Source organism: Enterococcus sp. DIV1096b (assembly GCF_050498765.1).
Lineage (GTDB): Bacteria > Bacillota > Bacilli > Lactobacillales > Enterococcaceae > Enterococcus_D > Enterococcus_D entomosocium.
Genome location: NZ_JBMHEK010000001.1, coordinates 758,591 through 776,519, shown reverse-complemented (window position 1 = coordinate 776,519; position 17,929 = coordinate 758,591). Strand labels below are relative to the sequence as shown.

The window sequence follows — 17,929 nt, the reverse complement described above, 5'->3', positions numbered from 1 at the left end:
AAGTTTCTGACCCTACTAGAAATTATTCTACATGCATAATTGATATTAACTAACTTAACAACCATTTTTCTTTTCGATAAGAAAAGACCTATCAATTAATAGCGAACGCATCATTGAACATTGAAGATCATCGAATGTTTGGTCTCCATACTCAAGTCATACCCGCATAACTCCTTGAAATACGTACGGTAATCTGTTTCAGCCATGCGAATGATCTCTTCACTGGAAAAGTCCTCAAAATGAACTAACTCTGTGACTATGGACAGTTTGGCATCAATCCCTAAGATCTCTGGCCACCGCTGCCAAAAGGTTTCTTGTGTCAGGCCATCCAGTAAGGTATCCAGTCGCTGAACTTGTGCTGTCACATAGACCTCTAGGTCTTTGGTGTCCCTTTTCGTTTCTGTAAATACTTGAATAAATCCTTTAATATAATCCTCTCGTGTAATGAATATAGACATAATCTTTCTTCATGCTCCCCTCTCATTTTTTTCGTTTAGCTTTGATAAGCAGCTATTCTATTTCTTCGCTTTGTTTTCACTCTGACTTAGCCTAGGTCAAGTGATCGGCTATTGGATTCAACCGATGTTTGATTCGTACCCAATCATTGGCATCAGGCAGCGTATTCATCAAGACATAGTTCGCTTGTAAATTATACTCAAACAAATACGGTCGGTAATTCGTCACGATCAGATCTACTTGTTGGGCAGTCAACCGTTGTTGGGTCAATTCCTGTAATGGTAAAAACAAAAGCTCATGGGTTTCTCCTAGCTGTTGTCGTGCTTGCAGTCGAATCGATTGGACCAACAAATAATCCCCCTCTAACAAGAACAACACTTTTTTTTTCGGCTGATAAGCCTGCAATAACATATTCATATACATCGTAAAACTAACCACGATCTCCTCAAGATCAGTCGAAGAAAAAGATAAATCCTTGACATAATTTCCAAGAAAGGCCGTATGCTTGTCATACAAGTTCCGGTGGTTTTTCTTTACGATCGTCGTTACTTCTAATAGCTCTTTATTCAACACAGGGGAAATTGCGTCATTTATTTTTCGCGAGACGAAAAAAGAAGTTATAAAGTTCTTTAGCGTCTCCGTTTCCCATTCGTCAAAAAAAGGATTCGACAAGTACTCTGCGACCAATCGTTCGATCGCCGGCCACCGATTAAAGCGTTGTGAAAAGACGATCTCTTGGTCTCTGCGATGGATCGTTCGCTTGGTGATCACCGAAAGATGGAGCCAGGAAAACTCACTTTTCGGGAGGAAAATACCATATTCCTTTTTAATGATTGCCTGTAAGGAGTATAAGAGCTGAAAGTCTTTTTCCTGATAGTCGATTTCCCTCAACCAATCGGGGATAGTCACCAATCGACCTTGTTCCACCCGCACCATCGTGATATATAAGTGATAATAAAAGGCCGAAACAGTGGTTCCAGTTCCTAATTCATAGGTACCTAGCTTTCCTGCGAGTTCCTGTAAAACCATCGGGTGCAGCCCTTCTGGAGGGCGGATCGTATGTGGGGTCTGTTCTCCTGCGTAATAAAAATCAAAAAAGAATTTTCGAATGTTGGCCTCAGGTCCCTGAAAATCCACCGGATTGAAGGTCATAGTGAGTCCGTAACTCAGCAAGATCGGTTGTGTACGAGAGAAAAAACGGCGCAACGTACTTTCTGCATAACTGTAGCGGTGTGCCCATTCATCGATGGGCAACCGTTCCCCGTAAAATATAGACTCAATGATCTCAAATAATACTTCTTGTTCCAATAACTGTTCTTTTTTCTCGTAGTAGGTTAGTCGATTCCGTTCTTCAAAGTAAAATCCTTTGTGTTGGGAAACCAATGATATACTGTCACCGAAATAGTTTTTGATCGATTGGATGTCTTTGATCATCGTCCGTTGTGAAATCGTCAACCGCTCACTTAACTCGACAATGGTAAATTGTTGTTCACGTTCGAGGATCGTCAAGATCCGCATGGTCCGTCTGATCTCGGCATTTGTGATAAAGGCAATCTGAAGTTCTCGCATGCGTTTCCCCTCACTCTTTTATTTATTTTATTCTCACTGTACACCGAAACATAATCGTTTGCCTAAACAAACGGCTCCTTCTAGAAGTATTCTGTCAAGGCTCCCACGATTGTTTCCTTAGTGGGGACATAAGGCAATTCGATCGCGGCTTCAGATGCCATCTCTATTGGTCGGTTTGTGATACAGACATGGCGAATCATCCCCAACTGCTCACCGATTCCGCCTTCAATCAAATGTAAGCCCGCTTGTGCAAAGCTTTTCTTTACTTCTGCTTTGATCCAGCACTTTAATGCGGGTGAACCCGTTAATCGATAAGTAACATAGACTGTATGATTGTATTTGTGTTTTTCCGCTACGTACCGGTCGATCAGTGCTAACAAGAGCGCCTGTTCTTCTATTTCTTCAGAAGCCTCATTCATGACGGGGAGTTGAAAAAAAGTTTTCATCAACGAAAGTAGTGTCTCAAAAAGGTGATAGGAAAGACTTTCGGTCGATCGAACAAGAAAATGTAAACCCGTACCAGGCGAAAATGTCTGAATAAATGCTTTTTGCGTGAGGGGATTCAAAAATTGTTTTTCATCCAAAGCAAGCAAAAAAAGTGCTGCTTTTTCTGGTCTTGGCAGTGCCACCGTTACTTGTTGGTCAAAGGCTTTCACAAGTAGCTCCTGAATGACTCTTTGTTCCTTTCGCTCTGGCAAAAGATACCCTTGATCGACCCGCAGTTTTGTCAATTGGCACCATTGATTGAGCAGCTGATGATCCAAGCGCCAGGTACCTTGATGGACGACCAACTTTTCACTATGTAGATGGCGAATATGATCAGTCAGTATCTCGGGGTATAATGGCAACGTAAAATAAAAATCATAAAGGAATTGTCTGACGGCCGCTTCTTCTCCTACAAATTGATTGGTCTTGTTCTCCAGGCGAACGCCGTAGTGTTGCACCAAAACTGATTGTAATTGACGTTTCATCCGACCAAAGGCTGCTTGAGACACCGATAGATATTGTGCCCACTGATGATTTTTCAATCGTTTGCCAGCAGTTAACTGGTCCACAAAAAGAAACAACTTTTCCTCCTCTAGTAACGCTTGTTTTTTCTTATAAAATCTTATTGGGTCCCGAAAAGAAAAATGATAGCCTTTTTCGTCTCCAGTCAATTGGAGTGTATCGCCAAAATAGGTCTTTATTTCTTTGATATCATTCAAGACGGTTCGTCGCGCAGCTTGCGTCTGAGCGATCAGATGTTGCGCCAGGATATGTTCGTTTTCTTCCATGATTTCCAACAATTGAAACCACCGTTTGGTTTTGGCATGAAAAATCAATTGGTAAAATAAGGTATCCATGTCTTTCCTCCATTCATTATATAAAAAAGAAAAAGAGCCGCAGCTCTTCCCCATTATGTTTAATTGTCAGGAACCATACTTAATTCCCAAGACAACGTAGTTTGATAGGTCGCAGCTTGTGGAGCAGCACTTGGTGGAACCTCTAGCGCTACACTTTTATCGGCGCTGGCTGCATCACCAAACCGATAGATCCAAGTACCGATCCCTTGGGTGTCTTTTGCGGTCATCAGCTCGGTCTTTTCTCCCGGAATCAGTTTGATTCCGTCAGGCTGACTCAGTTCAGGCTCGCCCATATCTTGGGCAGACGCCACCTGTTGATTAGTCAATTGCAAGCTTGCCCCTTTAAGTTCATGGTTATGATCATTGTGGAACTGTTCATTTTGGGTCACAGAAAGGGTCCAGCCATGGCGGTCGTTTTCACTCCGACGATCACTGATCTGCACGTAGTTCGGGCGCTCTTCCTCTTGATTGACGGTTCCATCAGAATTTAACAGGCGTTGCGGTTGCGCATAATACCGCTTCGTTCGCGTAGATATCGCTTGTTCGCCAAATATGAATTGAGAAGCAAAATCTATGCTTAACAAGCCTTGGTCTTCTTCGAGCTCAGGTTTATTCTCTGGATCGACTTCTATTTCTGGATTCATCGGATCTACCGGAGAGACTGGACCAAGATCCCCAACTGTTAAAATCGTCGCAGATTCAAATGTGACGTCATGATAAGGCAGTGCTATTGTTGGATTAATATTTCCTCGATCATTATTTGTTTTTGGTGGATCAACGACCCCTGCGGCCTTTGCGGATCCTGCATTATCCCGTAAAAAGATTTGAATTTCATCATCTTCTTTTAGTGAAAGTTCACTTAGATCAAGAGTGAATCTGCCATCGTCATTAACAGTAACATCCGACGTATCCATGGGTTGCCCATTATGCGTTGCGGTTACTTCAGCTTCTTTATTTTCTGAAATACCTTGGATGGTTTTACTATTTTCACCAATGATAGAAGATGAGAATTTCGCAGGTGCCGGAGGGACGATTGGAAAGACTTCCACAGTATCTGTTAAAATCTGGTGGTCAAAACCTTCGGTCAGTTCGCCACTGGTTAATTCTACGTTACTGATTCGAACTTTTGATCCCGCTTCGAGGGGTTCAGGTAATGTGATTTCAAAAAGTCCACCACGTGGGTCTTCTCCGTAGATACTGATTCCTGGTGATTCGTCTGAATGACCGACGGTCTTGGTCGTATACTCTTGTGTTCGTCCTGACGGAAATTCTACTTCGACTGTCACGATCGCTTCATCGTCCCATGCTGGACGACTATCATCTAGGCCTACAGGAAGACTCACGCGCCCATAGATTTTCTTATCGGCATTGGTTGGCACTCTCAACTCATCTGCGATGGCCCATCGCCCATTGTTACTACTCAATCGACTGTATGCAGTCAAACCTGTGTTTCCAAACACTTCCGTATTTAGTTGTGTGGGGTCATTTGTCTCTCTTAACGTATTAAAATTTGTTCCAGTAAACGAATAATCAATACTTCGGAAGTCTAAATTTGGGTCTCCATTCAAATCAGCGCCTTTTCGCCAAACAGATAAATCACTATTTATTGCATTTAATGTCGATCCACTACTAGCATTAAATATATTCCCACCACCGACGCGAGTATTTCTAAAGTCCATAAATAACGGATTATCAAAATCAACAGTTAAATTTCCAGCATTGAAAATTCCTGCCGCATCTGTAGCTGTTCGTCCTTGGGCAACGAAGGTAGCACCATTTCGTGCTTCAATTTCTCCCGCCTGACTTTCCATATCGATCGCTGCACCGTTGTCCGCAATAATTTGAACTTTAGAACCCAAACCATCAACTACAAAAGAATTACCCCCGGTCCTAGGATAATGTACCCCTTGATTTGCCAAACCAGAGGACGTATCTTGATCTATAGGTGTACCATTCCCAGGATTATAGATGAAAAATTGCCCTCCGTTCCTAACTAAAATATGATTATTACCACCATACATACGAATACCTGGTGTTCTTCCTCCAGATTTACTTATGTTCATTTTTGCATTGTCTATTGTAAACTGATAGCCTCCTGCACGTATAAAACGTAAGACAGCAACTGCACCGTTGGCTGATGAATCAGTATTACCTGCTGTTAAATTTAATTCCGATAGATTTAATAGGTTAAATTGTCCATTCGAACTAAGTAAACTTAATGCAGAGGCTCGATTCGCATGTACATTCATTTTTGCACCCTCAGTCAATCTAACTTCAGCATTAGGATTTGTAGCTCCCGCAGTTGTAGTAGCTGCACCTAAAAAAACTGCTGCATTTAACTCAGCTTCACTGACATTACTAACAATGTCCATGTTTGATTTAGAACCACTCATTTGTAATAATGCCCGTGCACCATGTATCGTTATACTGTTGGCATCCTCAGATTTTGCATTTAACTGAGTACCATTTTCTACGGCTAGAACTGAATCTGCTCCAGCTAGCCAAATATTCCTACCAGAACTGGCTGCTTCAAAAAAGGCATCAGAGTTATCAACTAAGACTGTACTATTGTCCCCGACCATATGAATATTGTGTCCGGAGCTCCCGTTCGCCTCCCACTGGCTCTTTGAGATGGCTAATTTATTAGTAGTTCCTGTTGCAGAATAACCGACCCCACTACCAGCTAACTTCAAACTTATATCACTAGAATCAACGTTTGTGGTTGAATTATTTCCCGTCATTACTATTCCACGTCGATTACCAGAAGTAATATCAATAGAAATGCTTGACTTATCTGCTACATTTAGTTCTGGATTACTTCCTCTGAGATGGACGGCATTATTGGCTGTGGCAGAGCCTGCACCTGTTCCACTGGTAGTAGTGATTCCTAATTTTGAACCATTTTCTAAGTCTATCTTAGGTCTTGCATTATTATTACCAACTTGAATATTTTCGGTAGTACCTGTTCCACCACCAGAAACAGTGAACGTACTATTCTTTTTCAAAGAAAGTACGGCATCGGTCCCTTCCAAAATCATTCCTTGTGAGGCACCGGTGTCTGTCATTTCAATCTGACTTTCATTTAGGCTCACTTGTGGCGTTGCTCCTAACAAATAGATGCCTCGACCAGTCGTTGCATTCATCGTCAGATAGCTTTTGTCTAAATCCAATATAGGGGAAGCTCCTATAAGGTTCATACGCTGGCCAGTCGTTGATTGGATCATCATCTCTGTATTCACAGCATTTATGGTTGGATTATCTCCCGCAAAAGCAACGCCTATACCAGTCGTTGTTTCTATGGATATTTTGCTGTTTGTCGCATGAAATCGTGCGTCTCTCCCATTTAAATGAAGTCCTTGTCCGGTCAACGTTTTCACATTAAACTGACTAGTATCTACTTTCAATTCGGCTTCAATACCATTTAAATAAACGCCGCGTCGTGCATTGGAAATAACTGAAATATTAAGTTCTGATTCTTCTGTTATCGTCATTTTCGGTTGTTCACCACGTAAGTGTAGGGCATTGTTCGCCGTATCCGAAGCCCCTCCCGTACCACTCGTAGTAGCGACTGTAACTTTAGAACCACCTGTCATTGAAAGTTCTGGACGAGGGTTATTGGCGCCAATTTGAATATTTTCTAATGTTCCCGTTCCGGCACCATTAATTGTCAGTTCGCTATCTTCTGTTAGAGACAGTAATGCGTCTGCTCCTTGTAAAATCATTCCTTGTGAAGCTGCGGTATCTGTTATTTCAATACTACTTTCATTTAATAAGACTTGTGGTGTTGTTCCTTCTAAATACACTCCACGTCCGGTTGTAGCTGACATTGACAATTGGGTCTGATTCAATGATAACTGAGGGTTGGTGCCGATCAAATTCAATCGTTGTCCCGTGGTACTTGTTAAACTACCTGTGGATCCCACATAGTTGACTTTAGGTGATAAACCTATCAAGGCAAGTGTAGCTCCTGTTGTAGAACGAATGTCGGTATGACTATTCGTTACAGAAAATAATGGCTCATCCCCTGATAAATTTACCGCTGACTGTGTGGCTGAGTTCACAGATAATTTCGAACCATCCACAATCACCTGGGGATTATTTCCAGATAGATGTAACCCTCTTTTGGCTGCAGTACTTGTCGTCGTCAAGCTGCTTTTATCACGAACGGTGATTTTCGGATCTGCTCCAGTCATTGCAATCGTATTATTGCTTGTATTAGTAGGAGCAGCAGTCGTTCCTACTGTATTGATCGTTAAATCCCCACCAGATTGGAGTGCAATCTCCGCATTTTCTCCTCTAAAATCAATCGTATTTGCCACACCTGAAGTCGTAGTAATTGCTAAATTTGCACCGTTTTCGATTGTTAGTTTAGGTTCGGAAATTGTCGCTGCTGCTAGAAAGATCGTGGCATTTCCACGACTGATCGTTACTTTCGCTTGATTGATTGCTTTGACTTCTTTTGCTTCAATGAAGGTTTGCGTAGAACTTGTGCGTGTAAAGTTATTCGTGCCACCTGTAAATTGAACCGTACCTTTTGGAATTGATGCTAGTCGCATCGTATTTGCATTGACTTCTGCTACATCTTCTATTTCTAGTGTCCAATTGTGGCTAACCTCTGTTGTTGCGTTGACTAAAGGAGTAGCGCCGGTCTTTGTAATTGTTGCGTCCTCTATCCGAAAGGTCGTTGGCTCACTCACTTCTACTAATTGAAAATAAAAACTATTGTTACCAAAAGTCAGCGTATGTCCGTTTCCTTGTATCTTGATTGGTCGGTCGATCGTCATGATATTGGCTGTATTTTCAGTTAAATTTGCTTGAACAGAGATAATGCTGACTTCAGGATTTGCGACAGCTTCTCTGAATGCAGCCATTGTTGAGACTTCTTCTGTATTTCCATCAAAGACCGCCTGTTTGAATGTATCGTTCTCAGAAGGAGTAGCTTCCTCTTTCGATTCTTCGGTTGCTACAGGCGCTTCTTTTTCTTCTGATTGTTCAGTCGTATTTGGATATTGCTCATGTTCTTCATTTGATTCATCAGATGAATCCTGATTCATTTCTGATTGATCTTCAGTCTCCGTTTCTTCCTTTTCCGATATTTCAAGTGTCGCAGTTACGTCTTCGACGGACACATCATAATTACCTTCAGATTTAAATACCACTGGAAGCACAAACGTTTGTTGTGCACGCTCCGCTTGAATCACCCATTCATTTGATTCTTCTTCTTGGTTGACGGTAACTCCAGCTTGTAACTGGTCTTTTACCAGCTGTGCTTCCTTTGGAAGGGTAATCCTTGCCTCTGACACCTCTTGATCTGAAACAAATGTCACCTTCAATGACTCTTCAACCGTTCCTTGAAGGCGAGAGCGAGGAAAGGAAAAGCGAGGATTGCCTTCTTCTTCCACTTCTAGATAGTTTTTTATGGATGGAAGTTCCAATTGTTCTTCTTCCTGTACTTGCCCCCCTACCTTTTTATCCGTGGTTTCCGCATAGACGATGCCTACTGGCAGGAGGAATGCATGCAGAACAAGAATCATCGTCCCTAAAATGAGCATTCCCTTTTTCATTAGCTTTCTCATGGAATCCTCCTCTCTATACTTCTTTTTCGCTTTCACGTGCTCTTTTCTTTTGCCACATCAGGTAAAGCACAAGTCCAAGCATTAAAATAAGCAAAATAATTGCACCGATCATCCACCAATTGACACCTGAATCAATCGTTACATCTTCTCGATTTAACTTGCGGGCTTCATCGGCTTCAATCGTAAATTCACGCGTCCATGACCATTCATTCTCTCCCGATGTAGCTGTTAATTCTAGAACATAGTTTCCACTTCGAAAACGGTCGCCTTCTAAAGAAATCGGAAAGTTGAAATTAGAATTTGGGGCCATCTGCATCATTTCTTTCTCTGCCTTATAGAGAACCTCGTTCTCCCCTACTCGTTTAACAGTCGCTTCCACCGCCAATTGATTGACAAAAGTGGGGGTAAAGTTTTGTAACGTAGCACTGATTACATTGCGGTAGTTCAATTGATCTGCAAATACATCTAGCAGTTCCAACTCCGGTTGTACCGAGTCTCTGGTATTACTGACGACCACACCAACCACATAGGCGAATTCATTCTTTATGGCTACGCCTTCTCCTTCTGCTTCGTCGGTTTCTGCCGTTTCCTCTTTTTGTTCAGCAATACGTAAACCACCCGCTAAAAAGCCTTCAAATGCTTCTTCTGGCATCTGTAAGGGAATCTCCACAGTTTTCGTTTCATTTCCAGCTAATTCAATCACCTCAGAGGACTCCATCAGGTCAGCTAAGGAATGAACCAACGTAGGGTCTGCTTCTTGTGCATTTTTACCGTATTCAACGTTTCCTAACACATTGGTATATGCAGTATGGGGAGTCACTTGAATTCGTATAGGTTCAGCACTCGTATTCCCAATCTCCAAGCGCAAGGTTTCTTTTTGATTGGGTGCTAAGTTTAAATCATAGTACCCTTTGCCTTCATCCACTTGACTGTCTGGAAAAATTGGTGTGGCATAAATATTTAGAGTCGTTTCTTCTGCCTGAACAGAAAAAGGGAAAAGCAAGCAGAAAAAAGGAAGCAGCCATAAGTAATAGTTATTCTTTTTTTTAAGTTTCATGAAACGTACTCCTTTCCTAAAAAAGGCAACGCTACAAGGATCTGTAACGCTGCCGATACTACAATGTCGTAGTAAAAAATATTTATTCTTACACTTCAGTATCAGGAATTGAGTTGTCAGGAGTTGAAGTTAACTCCCATGTCAATGTGGACTGATACGTTACGGCATCTTTTGCGGTAGATCCTGGAACAAATAGTTTAATCGCGTCATTTTCTACAACGTCTGCGCCATCTGCGACTTGTTTTGCAATAGCCTCATGGTCGCCCCAGACAACTGAAGATGTTCCTGCTCCTTTTTGCGCTGCTGCTGTCATTACTGGTACTGCAGCTTCACTTGGTAGAAGTTCTAACCCACTTGCGTGTGTTTCAGGTCTTTGTTCAACATCATCAATGCTATAAAGTAATGCTGGATCAAGTAAGGTGATCTTTGCACCTTTTAATACAGCATTTTGTGTTTCCTTCGTTGCTTGGAATTCAGTTAGGCTCACACTTAGTTCCCAACCTTCATTTGTCCCACGTGTATCTTGAACCTGAGCCATACTCACGTAAGGAACTTTGTTTTCATCGCCAGTCGTTCCTGTTAATTGTTGTCTTTCAGCAACCATATTGTAGTTTTCATCAGTGGTCGAGATAATTTGTGACCCAAAGTTCATCGTTGGAACAATAGCGATCGTTAAAGGACCTTTGTTTTGACCATCAGGATCTACAACTGGGGGAATGGTTACATCTGGACCGTCTGGTCCAGGATCAACGACAGTATCATCATTCCCTGGGGTGAATGTGATTTGACCATCGGTTGTTGTTTTACGAACTTCGTTTGTTTTTTCTGTTTCGGTCGGCTCATCAGCAAAAGCTTGAATGCCTCCGGCAAAAATAGTAGCAGATAATGCAGCAACGGTAGTTAATCGAATAAATTTCATTAATAATTTCCTTCTTTCCTATTAGTTGTTTTTGTCATTCTTTTGACACCAAGACTACCCGCAACAATGACGAACAGCCACCCCAGCAACAACCACTGCTTTTGTCTTAGTGTGTTAGTTTGTGGCAATTTCTCAGACGTAGGTGGTTTGGCGATATCCGGCGGTGGATTGGGTGTGCCGATTGGTTCATAACGCCCCGTAAATGTAATGGAGCTATCTGTTTCGGACGATTGGATCGACGCCGCCTGCCCTTCAAGCAATGGAGCTTTAATAAAGAGTACCAATAAGCAACTCAAAACGATCCACTTCTTACCTTTCATTTCCCTCCTCCTTAATTAGATTGCTCAATAACCTTCGTTTTTAAGATTTACAATTATCAATAGATACGATTTTTCATAAATACCAATGTATAGATATTTCTAAGACATTTGATTGAATTCAAATGTCTTTTTTTCTGCAATCCCAAAAACGAAGGTTTTTAGTACAAAGAAGCAAGCAATCGTAACATAAACTGTTGTTCTTGTGCATCTATTACTTTAAATGAATTTCACTTACAATGAAATTCATTATTTGCACACTTAAGTGAAAATATCGAAAAATACTTTTTCATTTTCCAAACAATGGAGAATGATAGCTCGTGGGATTCAGTTCTATAAAAATGGAAATGATCACTAAAATATTAAATAGACCCTTGAAAAAACAGGTATCAAATTGCACTCTGATATTCTCAGAGTGGTCATTATAAGAAATCAGAATACTTGAGTGGTTAGAGAATCGATAAAGTGATCAAAAAAAGGGGGCAAAAACTTTAAAGTTTCTGACCCTCTCGAAGCAGTATCCTAATCATCATAGATCCGATATTTTCAATGAGCAATGATTAGTTTACGAATTTATGGACGGAGGTATAATCTGTTTTTACTTTTCTAACAAAAAGAGAAACATCACCAAGTAATTCTACATGGTTATCCTTGGAAATGATTGCTCCCCGATCTCCAATACCATACACAACTGCTTTCTTTTCGTTAAGACATCTTTGAATAGCAGCTTCCTTAGCAGGATCTCCCTTTACGTAATGTACTTCAATATCAAAACTCTTGATAAGGTTCAATCCGTCGTGATAACTATACATTGGATAATAATCATCTTCTGTAATATGGAAATCTTGAATTTGAATCATTGCTCCAGCACTGAAACCGATAATTACTCCTGGAAAATTTCTAATTTTATTGACTATTTGTTTTTCTTCTAATCGTTCGACCATTTTATCAGGGAGTCCACCTGGAAAAAATAATACATCATTACTCTTAATCAATTTTGCAATTTGACTACGACTGTCGCGAAAATAATTAACAAAAGTTAGATCTTTTTCTCTTACACCAAAACTGGTAAAAGATTTAATTAAAGGACCGTAATATTTCCCTTTGGGTCTACCATATGCTTCTTGCCAGTCAGACTCATTCTGTATTGTTTCTTCAGAAAAAGAACAAGCTATAATTAAAATTTTTTTCCTATTAAATAGTCTTGAATCTTTTCACTCCAGGACTCTTTAGGCTCAAACGTACTCATTAAGATATTTATCATGACCTTCTCCTATCTCTACTTCACAGTTCAGCATCTGAATAAAAAAAGACCAGCACCGCTAGTCTTCACTTGCATTCCTTCGTTCTAATTCCGCCATTCGATTAAAAGCAGCTGAGTCTGCAGTTTCATCACCATAACCACCATTTACATACATATCTACTTTGAGAGTTTCCAGCTCTGCTTCCTGATTCTCGCTAATCAAAATACCATAGGCTTCTTCATATTCTTTGTCCAATTCAGCGGTATTTTTTTCGACATATTCTGCATGGTTATGGACAAATTCAGCCAGCTGTTGCCACAGCTGACGTTTATTAAAGAGGAACGCGGGCGCCGCCCGCTTTTCCCCCACCGATCGACGATCGTCGGGTCCCCCTGGCGTGTGCTGCGCACACTTTCCGGCCGTTTCCAACGGCCTCTCAGGCTATCGCCTTCGCTTTAGCGCTCCTGCGTCGCGCACCGACCTTCCAGGTCTCCACCTTTCATCGATTCAATTTTTCTTTGAGAAGAACGGCGGTTCCACCGCCTTATATCATACCTTCCATTCAACCGACAAGGGTAAATACACAACAGTTGGATCCAGCTGAAGCTGGTCCATCTGTAAGCCCTTGTCGCTCATTCCAAGTATGATCCATCTTCTGTATCAAAGAAAAATACATCAAATCAATGAAAGGCAAAAACCTTTCTGAAGGAGGCATTCTCATGCGAGACAATAAAATTCAAGGATATTTGGAACTCTCCATGCAAGCAGACAATTACTTAAGGAGCTTGTCCATCAATCATTATTTAGATTTACCACTATATGAAATGTCACATGTCATATCAGGCGCTCAACTCTTTGATTTATTAAGAAAGCGGGGCTTGATTATTTCTCCAAACTGGCTCTACCAAGTTCCCTTCCAAGCTTCATTTGAAGAAATAATTGAAGGTAGAAAGGTTCATGACAAGTGCAAGTCTGACACACATTGGTTAGACTATCTGCTTGAAAAATATATCAAAGACAAAGATTCATTGGATACCCCATTTATACTCGATTCACACAAAACTAGCATCAATTCTTTGTTGGCATTCTATACTATTGGAAAACCAGGTAGTAAAAATCTTGACGAAACCCCGTTATACGTTCTTTTCACTGCATTAAGAGCAATTATCGCTAAACGATTAATCAAAGAGAATATCCGCGATATTCGACACTCAAGAAGTCCACTGAATGACGTCAAGGTATATTTTTGAGAATAAGACAAAGAACCTTTCAGATTGTATTACCACGTAATTACGTGGTATACTTTCTGTAAAAGGAGGAATGCTTTATGACTTCTACAAAAACCAGAAAACAAGGAAATTCTCTTGTCATTACAATTCCTGCAAAGCTAGGACTTAAAGAAGGTGAAGAATTTCTAATTATCAGAAAAGAAAACGGAACGGTCGCTCTCATTCCCAAAGTTGAAGATTTTTTTGAAACTGCCAAAGAAGGTGAGTTCTCTCTTCCTGAATTAGCGATCGATTACACGCCGCAGGGAGGCGAACTGAATGAATTATAAGCCACGCCAGCGTGACATTGTTATTCTTGACTTTGAGCCCTCAAAAGGCTATGAAGTCAAAAAAAGACGTCCTGCATTAGTTTTAAGCAAAGATACGTATAACTCTGCAACGAATTTGATTATCGTTTGTCCAATCACAACAAGTGACAAAGAACGTCCTTTTCTTGTTCCTATTCAAAGCGATAAGCTCAAGTCAAACGATTCGAAGCCCAGCAAAGTAAATACACTGCAAGTATTTTCACTTGATTACACCCAAGCAGCCAACCGAAACGTCAAGTACGTCGATACACTTGACGAAGAACTATTCTTTGATATTGCGCAAAGATTTCTCAAAAACTTTTCCTTTCCTCTTTAACCATTCTAGGTAATAGAATGGTTATTTTTTTGTCCTTTCAGGAGACAAATTGCTGGCGCAATTTGTAGTGAATTTGTCCATATACAGTCATTCGCTCCGTACCGTCTTCGACTGCGCTCTCTTCCTTTGACGCTACGCTATATGGACAAATTCAGCCAGCTGTTACCACAGCTGACGTTTATTAAAGAGGAACGCGGGCGACGCCCGCTTTTCCCCCACCGATCGACGATCGTCGGGTCCCCCTAGCGTGTGCTACGCACACTTTCCGGCCGTTTCCAACGGCCTCTCAGGCTATCGCCTTCACTTTAGCGCTCCTACGTCGCGCCCAACCCACAGAACGGCATCTCTGCCTTCCATTTATTTTTTCTTTTGAAAAGAACGGCGGTTCCACCGCCTTCTATCACACCTTCCATTCAACCAACAAGGGTAAATACACAACAGCTGGATCCAGCTGAAGCTGGTCCATCTGTAAGCCCTTGCTGCTCACTCCAGGAGTGATCCATCTTTTCTGTCAAAAGAAAATATAAAAAAAGAAAGGCAAACCCTTTCTGTAGGAGGTCAAACCATGCCACAAACGTATTATGAAGAATTTTCACGATTGCCTAAAGACAAAATGGCGCAAAAAATGGAGGATATGACGTTCGCTTATAACGAAACACGTGTCCCTAAAAAGCACTATAAAAAATTATTGGATATGGCCCAAGAAGAAATGATTGAAAGCAGTGTTGAGCTTAATCTGATTGACACTTACTATCGAACGATTGAACAGCTAAAGAAAGCAAACCCCAAATGGCTATTTCAAGCTTTAGTGTGTATTGACAAAGGAATCAAACCTAGCACGATTAAGCCAGACGAGTATCAAGCGTTAGAACTTACATGGCAAAGATTTAATGACGATAAGAAAGCAAAAACAACGGATAGTCAATGGTTGGACTATTTCGAATCAATAAAAGTAAACGGCGCTTTCTATTCATTCACCGAAAGAGAGGACGACTAAAATGAACTTGAATAATTGTTTCATCCTAGAAATCATGGACAATGAACTACTTTCTTCCTTAACAGATTCTCCCAATCTTGAAAAATACGAAACCGGCCATGACATCCTTGAAGTCCAAAATGAAGCCTTTGCTCTCCAAGTTTGGGTAAACAAAATGTACGGTCCGGCTGAAGTCGAATGCAACTTCGGCAAAAAGGTGAATGTTAACACTCAAACTGGCGAGTATGAATTTGATTATTTGGATAGTGCAGATTTTGTTGAAGCTTGTAAAGATATCCCGCCTATGGCGGTTGCTTTAGGATTCTTTCTTAGCTTTTTAACACATTACGAAGGAGTGTAAGACCATGAAAAACGAACAAAAACAACGATATAAAAAAGAAGCAATCAAGCGTATGAAAGCCCTTGGTATCATTGACGATACGATTCAACAATTCGAACAAGCTGACTTGGTTTCCTATTCTTTACGTGGAGGAAATTATTGGCTAGATAATAGCTTTAAGCAATTGGTCGCAGAGTTTGAAGAAAAGCACGACTACCTCGTGTATTACGCCATTTTAAGCCACACAGACATCGGCAGAATGCTTTCTCTCTTCTATGTTTCAAACCGAGAAGAAGAATGGTCCGGCGATTGGAAAGAACTCAATGAAGGCTTTCAAATGTCCTATGTTTTCAATTTGGATATTCCCGAATACTCAGAATTTGGACTCATTGGTTTCAAACCAATATTTGGTGGCTTGATTCGAACTGCATAAAAAGCAAACAAGAATAGGGAAACCTATTCTTGCCTGCTTTTTGGAAACAAATTGCTGACGCAATTTGTAGTGAATTTGTCCATATACATTCATTCGCTTCGTATCATCTTCGACTGCGCTCTCTTCCTTTGACGCTACGCTATATGGACAAATTCAGCCAGCTGTTGCCACAGCTGACGTTTATTAAAGAGGAACGCGGGCGACGCCCGCTTTTCCCCCACCGATCGACGATCGTTGGGTCCCCCTGGCGTGTGCTGCGCACACTTTCCGGCCGTTTCCAACGGCCTCTCAGGCTGACGCCTTCGCTTTAGCGCTCCTACGTCGCGCACCGACCTTCCAGGTCTCCACCCTTCATCGATTCAATTTTTCTTTGAGAAGAACGGCGGTTCCACCGCCTTTTACCATACCTTCCATTCAACCGACAAGGGTAAATGCACAACAGCTGAATCCAGCTGAAGCTGGTCCATCTGTAAGCCCTTGTCGCTCATTCCAGGTATGATCCATCTTCTGCATCAAAGAAAAATACATCAAATCAATGAAAGGCAAAAACCTTTCTGAAGGAGGTCAATTTATGAACAAAAAGAAAGAAATCATCAATAAGCTGCAATCGATCACAGGAAAGAATTCAATTGGTGGGGTATTTAACGACTGGATCCATCTTATGGCCTATACGTTGTCAAATACACTTGATCGTAAGCACCAGAAAGAACGAGAGGCCTTATATCTTCAGACAATAGCCAAGTACACAACGGTACAAGCTGTAACCTTCAGTGAATGCCTTGACCTTCTAGTCCATGCTATGGAATCAGAAACCATTGACTGGTTAGGAGAAATTTACATGGAGCTTAGTTTGGCCAATAAATCGATGGGCCAGTGTTTTACACCAAATCATGTGGCTAGACTGATGGCAGAACTCAGCCTACCTTCAATAATAGCCGAGATTGAAGAGAAGGGTCGCATTCATTATTATGAACCTTGTTGCGGATCGGGATCCATGATAATCGCATTAGCCTCTGCTCTGAAGGATAAAGAGTACAACAGTCAGACAAAACTAACCATCCAATGTGAAGATTTGGATCAAACGTGCCTATTAATGTGTTACGTTCAACTGTCTATTCTTGGGATCAAAGCGAAATGCCAGGTAAAGAATACACTGACAAATGAGGTTTTTTCAACCTGGCAGACCCCTTTTTCAATCCTTTTTGGCTGAACTATTTAACCCAAACTGCTGGTAAGTTATACTAAGATAGAAGAATCTATAGCCACGTAAATCCAATACTTATTCTAAAGGAGAAATCAAAATGGATGAAACAACGGTATACACCTGCAAATATTGCGGAACGACCCTAACAAGCCATTTGATGTGCGACTTTTGTCAAATAGGGTTTTCCCCTTCAGAAGTTTCTACAGATCATAGGAGAGCCTCTCAAATTCCGGAAGAACTGCCCATCCTCGAAAATGAGAATGAGGTATTACAACGTGGGACGCTGGATTTGATGCAAGAAAAGACATTAACGTTATACTATCTATTAAAAATCGCACGAAAAGCCAAGGATACGGCTTTTCGCGCGAATGAATATCAAAAGCTGGATCACCTTGTCAAAAAAATTTATGTGATTGAGAATCTGATTTTTGAACGAGAAGGCACCTATCCCAAATCAATGCAAGACTCTGTTTTAAAGAAAAAACGCACGGAACTGATCGACTTTCAAAGTTTTTTAGAAGGCAAAGATCGCATGATTATGAAAAATTTCCAACGAAAAAAGTAGCATCCTAACCAGGATAC

The 17,929-nt window shown here is 41.1% G+C and carries 17 protein-coding genes; 8 read left to right on the top strand and 9 right to left on the bottom strand.

Annotated elements, in window-relative coordinates:
* Positions 1-110 precede the first annotated feature (110 nt).
* From IGJ17_RS03605 to IGJ17_RS03565, 9 genes are all read right to left on the bottom strand, one after another.
* Positions 111-458, bottom strand: coding sequence for a DUF7006 family protein (locus IGJ17_RS03605; protein WP_429947056.1), 348 nt, complete (start codon positions 456-458; stop codon positions 111-113).
* A gap of 91 nt (positions 459-549) precedes the next feature.
* Positions 550-2,025: a helix-turn-helix domain-containing protein gene (locus IGJ17_RS03600; RefSeq protein ID WP_429947057.1), complete on the bottom strand. Its 1,476-nt coding sequence runs from the start codon at positions 2,023-2,025 to the stop codon at positions 550-552.
* 80 nt (positions 2,026-2,105) lie between these two features.
* On the bottom strand, positions 2,106-3,368 hold the full coding sequence (locus tag IGJ17_RS03595; RefSeq protein WP_429947058.1) for a helix-turn-helix domain-containing protein: 1,263 nt from the start codon (positions 3,366-3,368) through the stop codon (positions 2,106-2,108).
* A gap of 59 nt (positions 3,369-3,427) precedes the next feature.
* On the bottom strand, positions 3,428-8,944 hold the full coding sequence (locus IGJ17_RS03590; protein WP_086333071.1) for a WxL domain-containing protein: 5,517 nt from the start codon (positions 8,942-8,944) through the stop codon (positions 3,428-3,430).
* Positions 8,945-8,957: 13 nt separating this feature from the next.
* Positions 8,958-10,001, bottom strand: coding sequence for a DUF916 and DUF3324 domain-containing protein (locus IGJ17_RS03585; RefSeq protein WP_086332084.1), 1,044 nt, complete (start codon positions 9,999-10,001; stop codon positions 8,958-8,960).
* A gap of 88 nt (positions 10,002-10,089) precedes the next feature.
* Positions 10,090-10,920 carry a WxL domain-containing protein gene (locus tag IGJ17_RS03580; RefSeq protein WP_429961069.1) on the bottom strand — a complete coding sequence of 277 codons (831 nt, stop codon included), beginning with the start codon at positions 10,918-10,920 and terminating at the stop codon, positions 10,090-10,092.
* Complete coding sequence (locus IGJ17_RS03575) at positions 10,920-11,240, bottom strand: hypothetical protein (protein WP_086333070.1); 321 nt, start codon at positions 11,238-11,240, stop codon at positions 10,920-10,922. Before IGJ17_RS03575 ends, IGJ17_RS03580 begins: the two co-directional genes overlap by 1 nt.
* A 557-nt stretch (positions 11,241-11,797) precedes the next feature.
* Positions 11,798-12,319: a Type 1 glutamine amidotransferase-like domain-containing protein gene (locus IGJ17_RS03570; RefSeq protein WP_223347178.1), complete on the bottom strand. Its 522-nt coding sequence runs from the start codon at positions 12,317-12,319 to the stop codon at positions 11,798-11,800.
* A gap of 240 nt (positions 12,320-12,559) precedes the next feature.
* The gene (locus tag IGJ17_RS03565; protein WP_086333068.1) at positions 12,560-12,910 is read right to left on the bottom strand and encodes a hypothetical protein; all 351 of its coding nucleotides are present in this window, start codon (positions 12,908-12,910) and stop codon (positions 12,560-12,562) included.
* 290 nt (positions 12,911-13,200) lie between these two features.
* Between IGJ17_RS03565 and IGJ17_RS03560 the strand changes: the two genes are divergently transcribed.
* The 8 genes from IGJ17_RS03560 (at position 13,201) to IGJ17_RS03525 (ending at position 17,912) form a co-directional block, all read left to right on the top strand.
* Positions 13,201-13,731 (top strand): hypothetical protein, encoded by a 531-nt coding sequence (locus tag IGJ17_RS03560; RefSeq protein WP_223347163.1) that lies wholly within the window; start codon positions 13,201-13,203, stop codon positions 13,729-13,731.
* A gap of 77 nt (positions 13,732-13,808) precedes the next feature.
* Positions 13,809-14,039: a type II toxin-antitoxin system PemI/MazE family antitoxin gene (mazE, locus tag IGJ17_RS03555; RefSeq protein ID WP_016619898.1), complete on the top strand. Its 231-nt coding sequence runs from the start codon at positions 13,809-13,811 to the stop codon at positions 14,037-14,039.
* Entirely contained in the window at positions 14,029-14,394 is a 366-nt protein-coding gene (locus tag IGJ17_RS03550) for a type II toxin-antitoxin system PemK/MazF family toxin (RefSeq protein ID WP_016609834.1), read from the top strand. The genes mazE and IGJ17_RS03550 overlap by 11 nt, the downstream gene beginning before the upstream one ends.
* Before the next feature lie 565 nt (positions 14,395-14,959).
* Positions 14,960-15,391 carry a hypothetical protein gene (locus IGJ17_RS03545; RefSeq protein WP_086333066.1) on the top strand — a complete coding sequence of 144 codons (432 nt, stop codon included), beginning with the start codon at positions 14,960-14,962 and terminating at the stop codon, positions 15,389-15,391.
* Between the two features lies 1 nt (position 15,392).
* On the top strand, positions 15,393-15,731 hold the full coding sequence (locus IGJ17_RS03540; RefSeq protein WP_086333065.1) for a hypothetical protein: 339 nt from the start codon (positions 15,393-15,395) through the stop codon (positions 15,729-15,731).
* A gap of 4 nt (positions 15,732-15,735) precedes the next feature.
* Complete coding sequence (locus IGJ17_RS03535) at positions 15,736-16,143, top strand: hypothetical protein (RefSeq protein WP_086333064.1); 408 nt, start codon at positions 15,736-15,738, stop codon at positions 16,141-16,143.
* Positions 16,144-16,714: 571 nt separating this feature from the next.
* Complete coding sequence (locus tag IGJ17_RS03530; RefSeq protein ID WP_223347162.1) at positions 16,715-17,353, top strand: N-6 DNA methylase; 639 nt, start codon at positions 16,715-16,717, stop codon at positions 17,351-17,353.
* 91 nt (positions 17,354-17,444) lie between these two features.
* The gene (locus IGJ17_RS03525; RefSeq protein WP_223347161.1) at positions 17,445-17,912 is read left to right on the top strand and encodes a hypothetical protein; all 468 of its coding nucleotides are present in this window, start codon (positions 17,445-17,447) and stop codon (positions 17,910-17,912) included.
* Positions 17,913-17,929 lie beyond the last annotated feature (17 nt).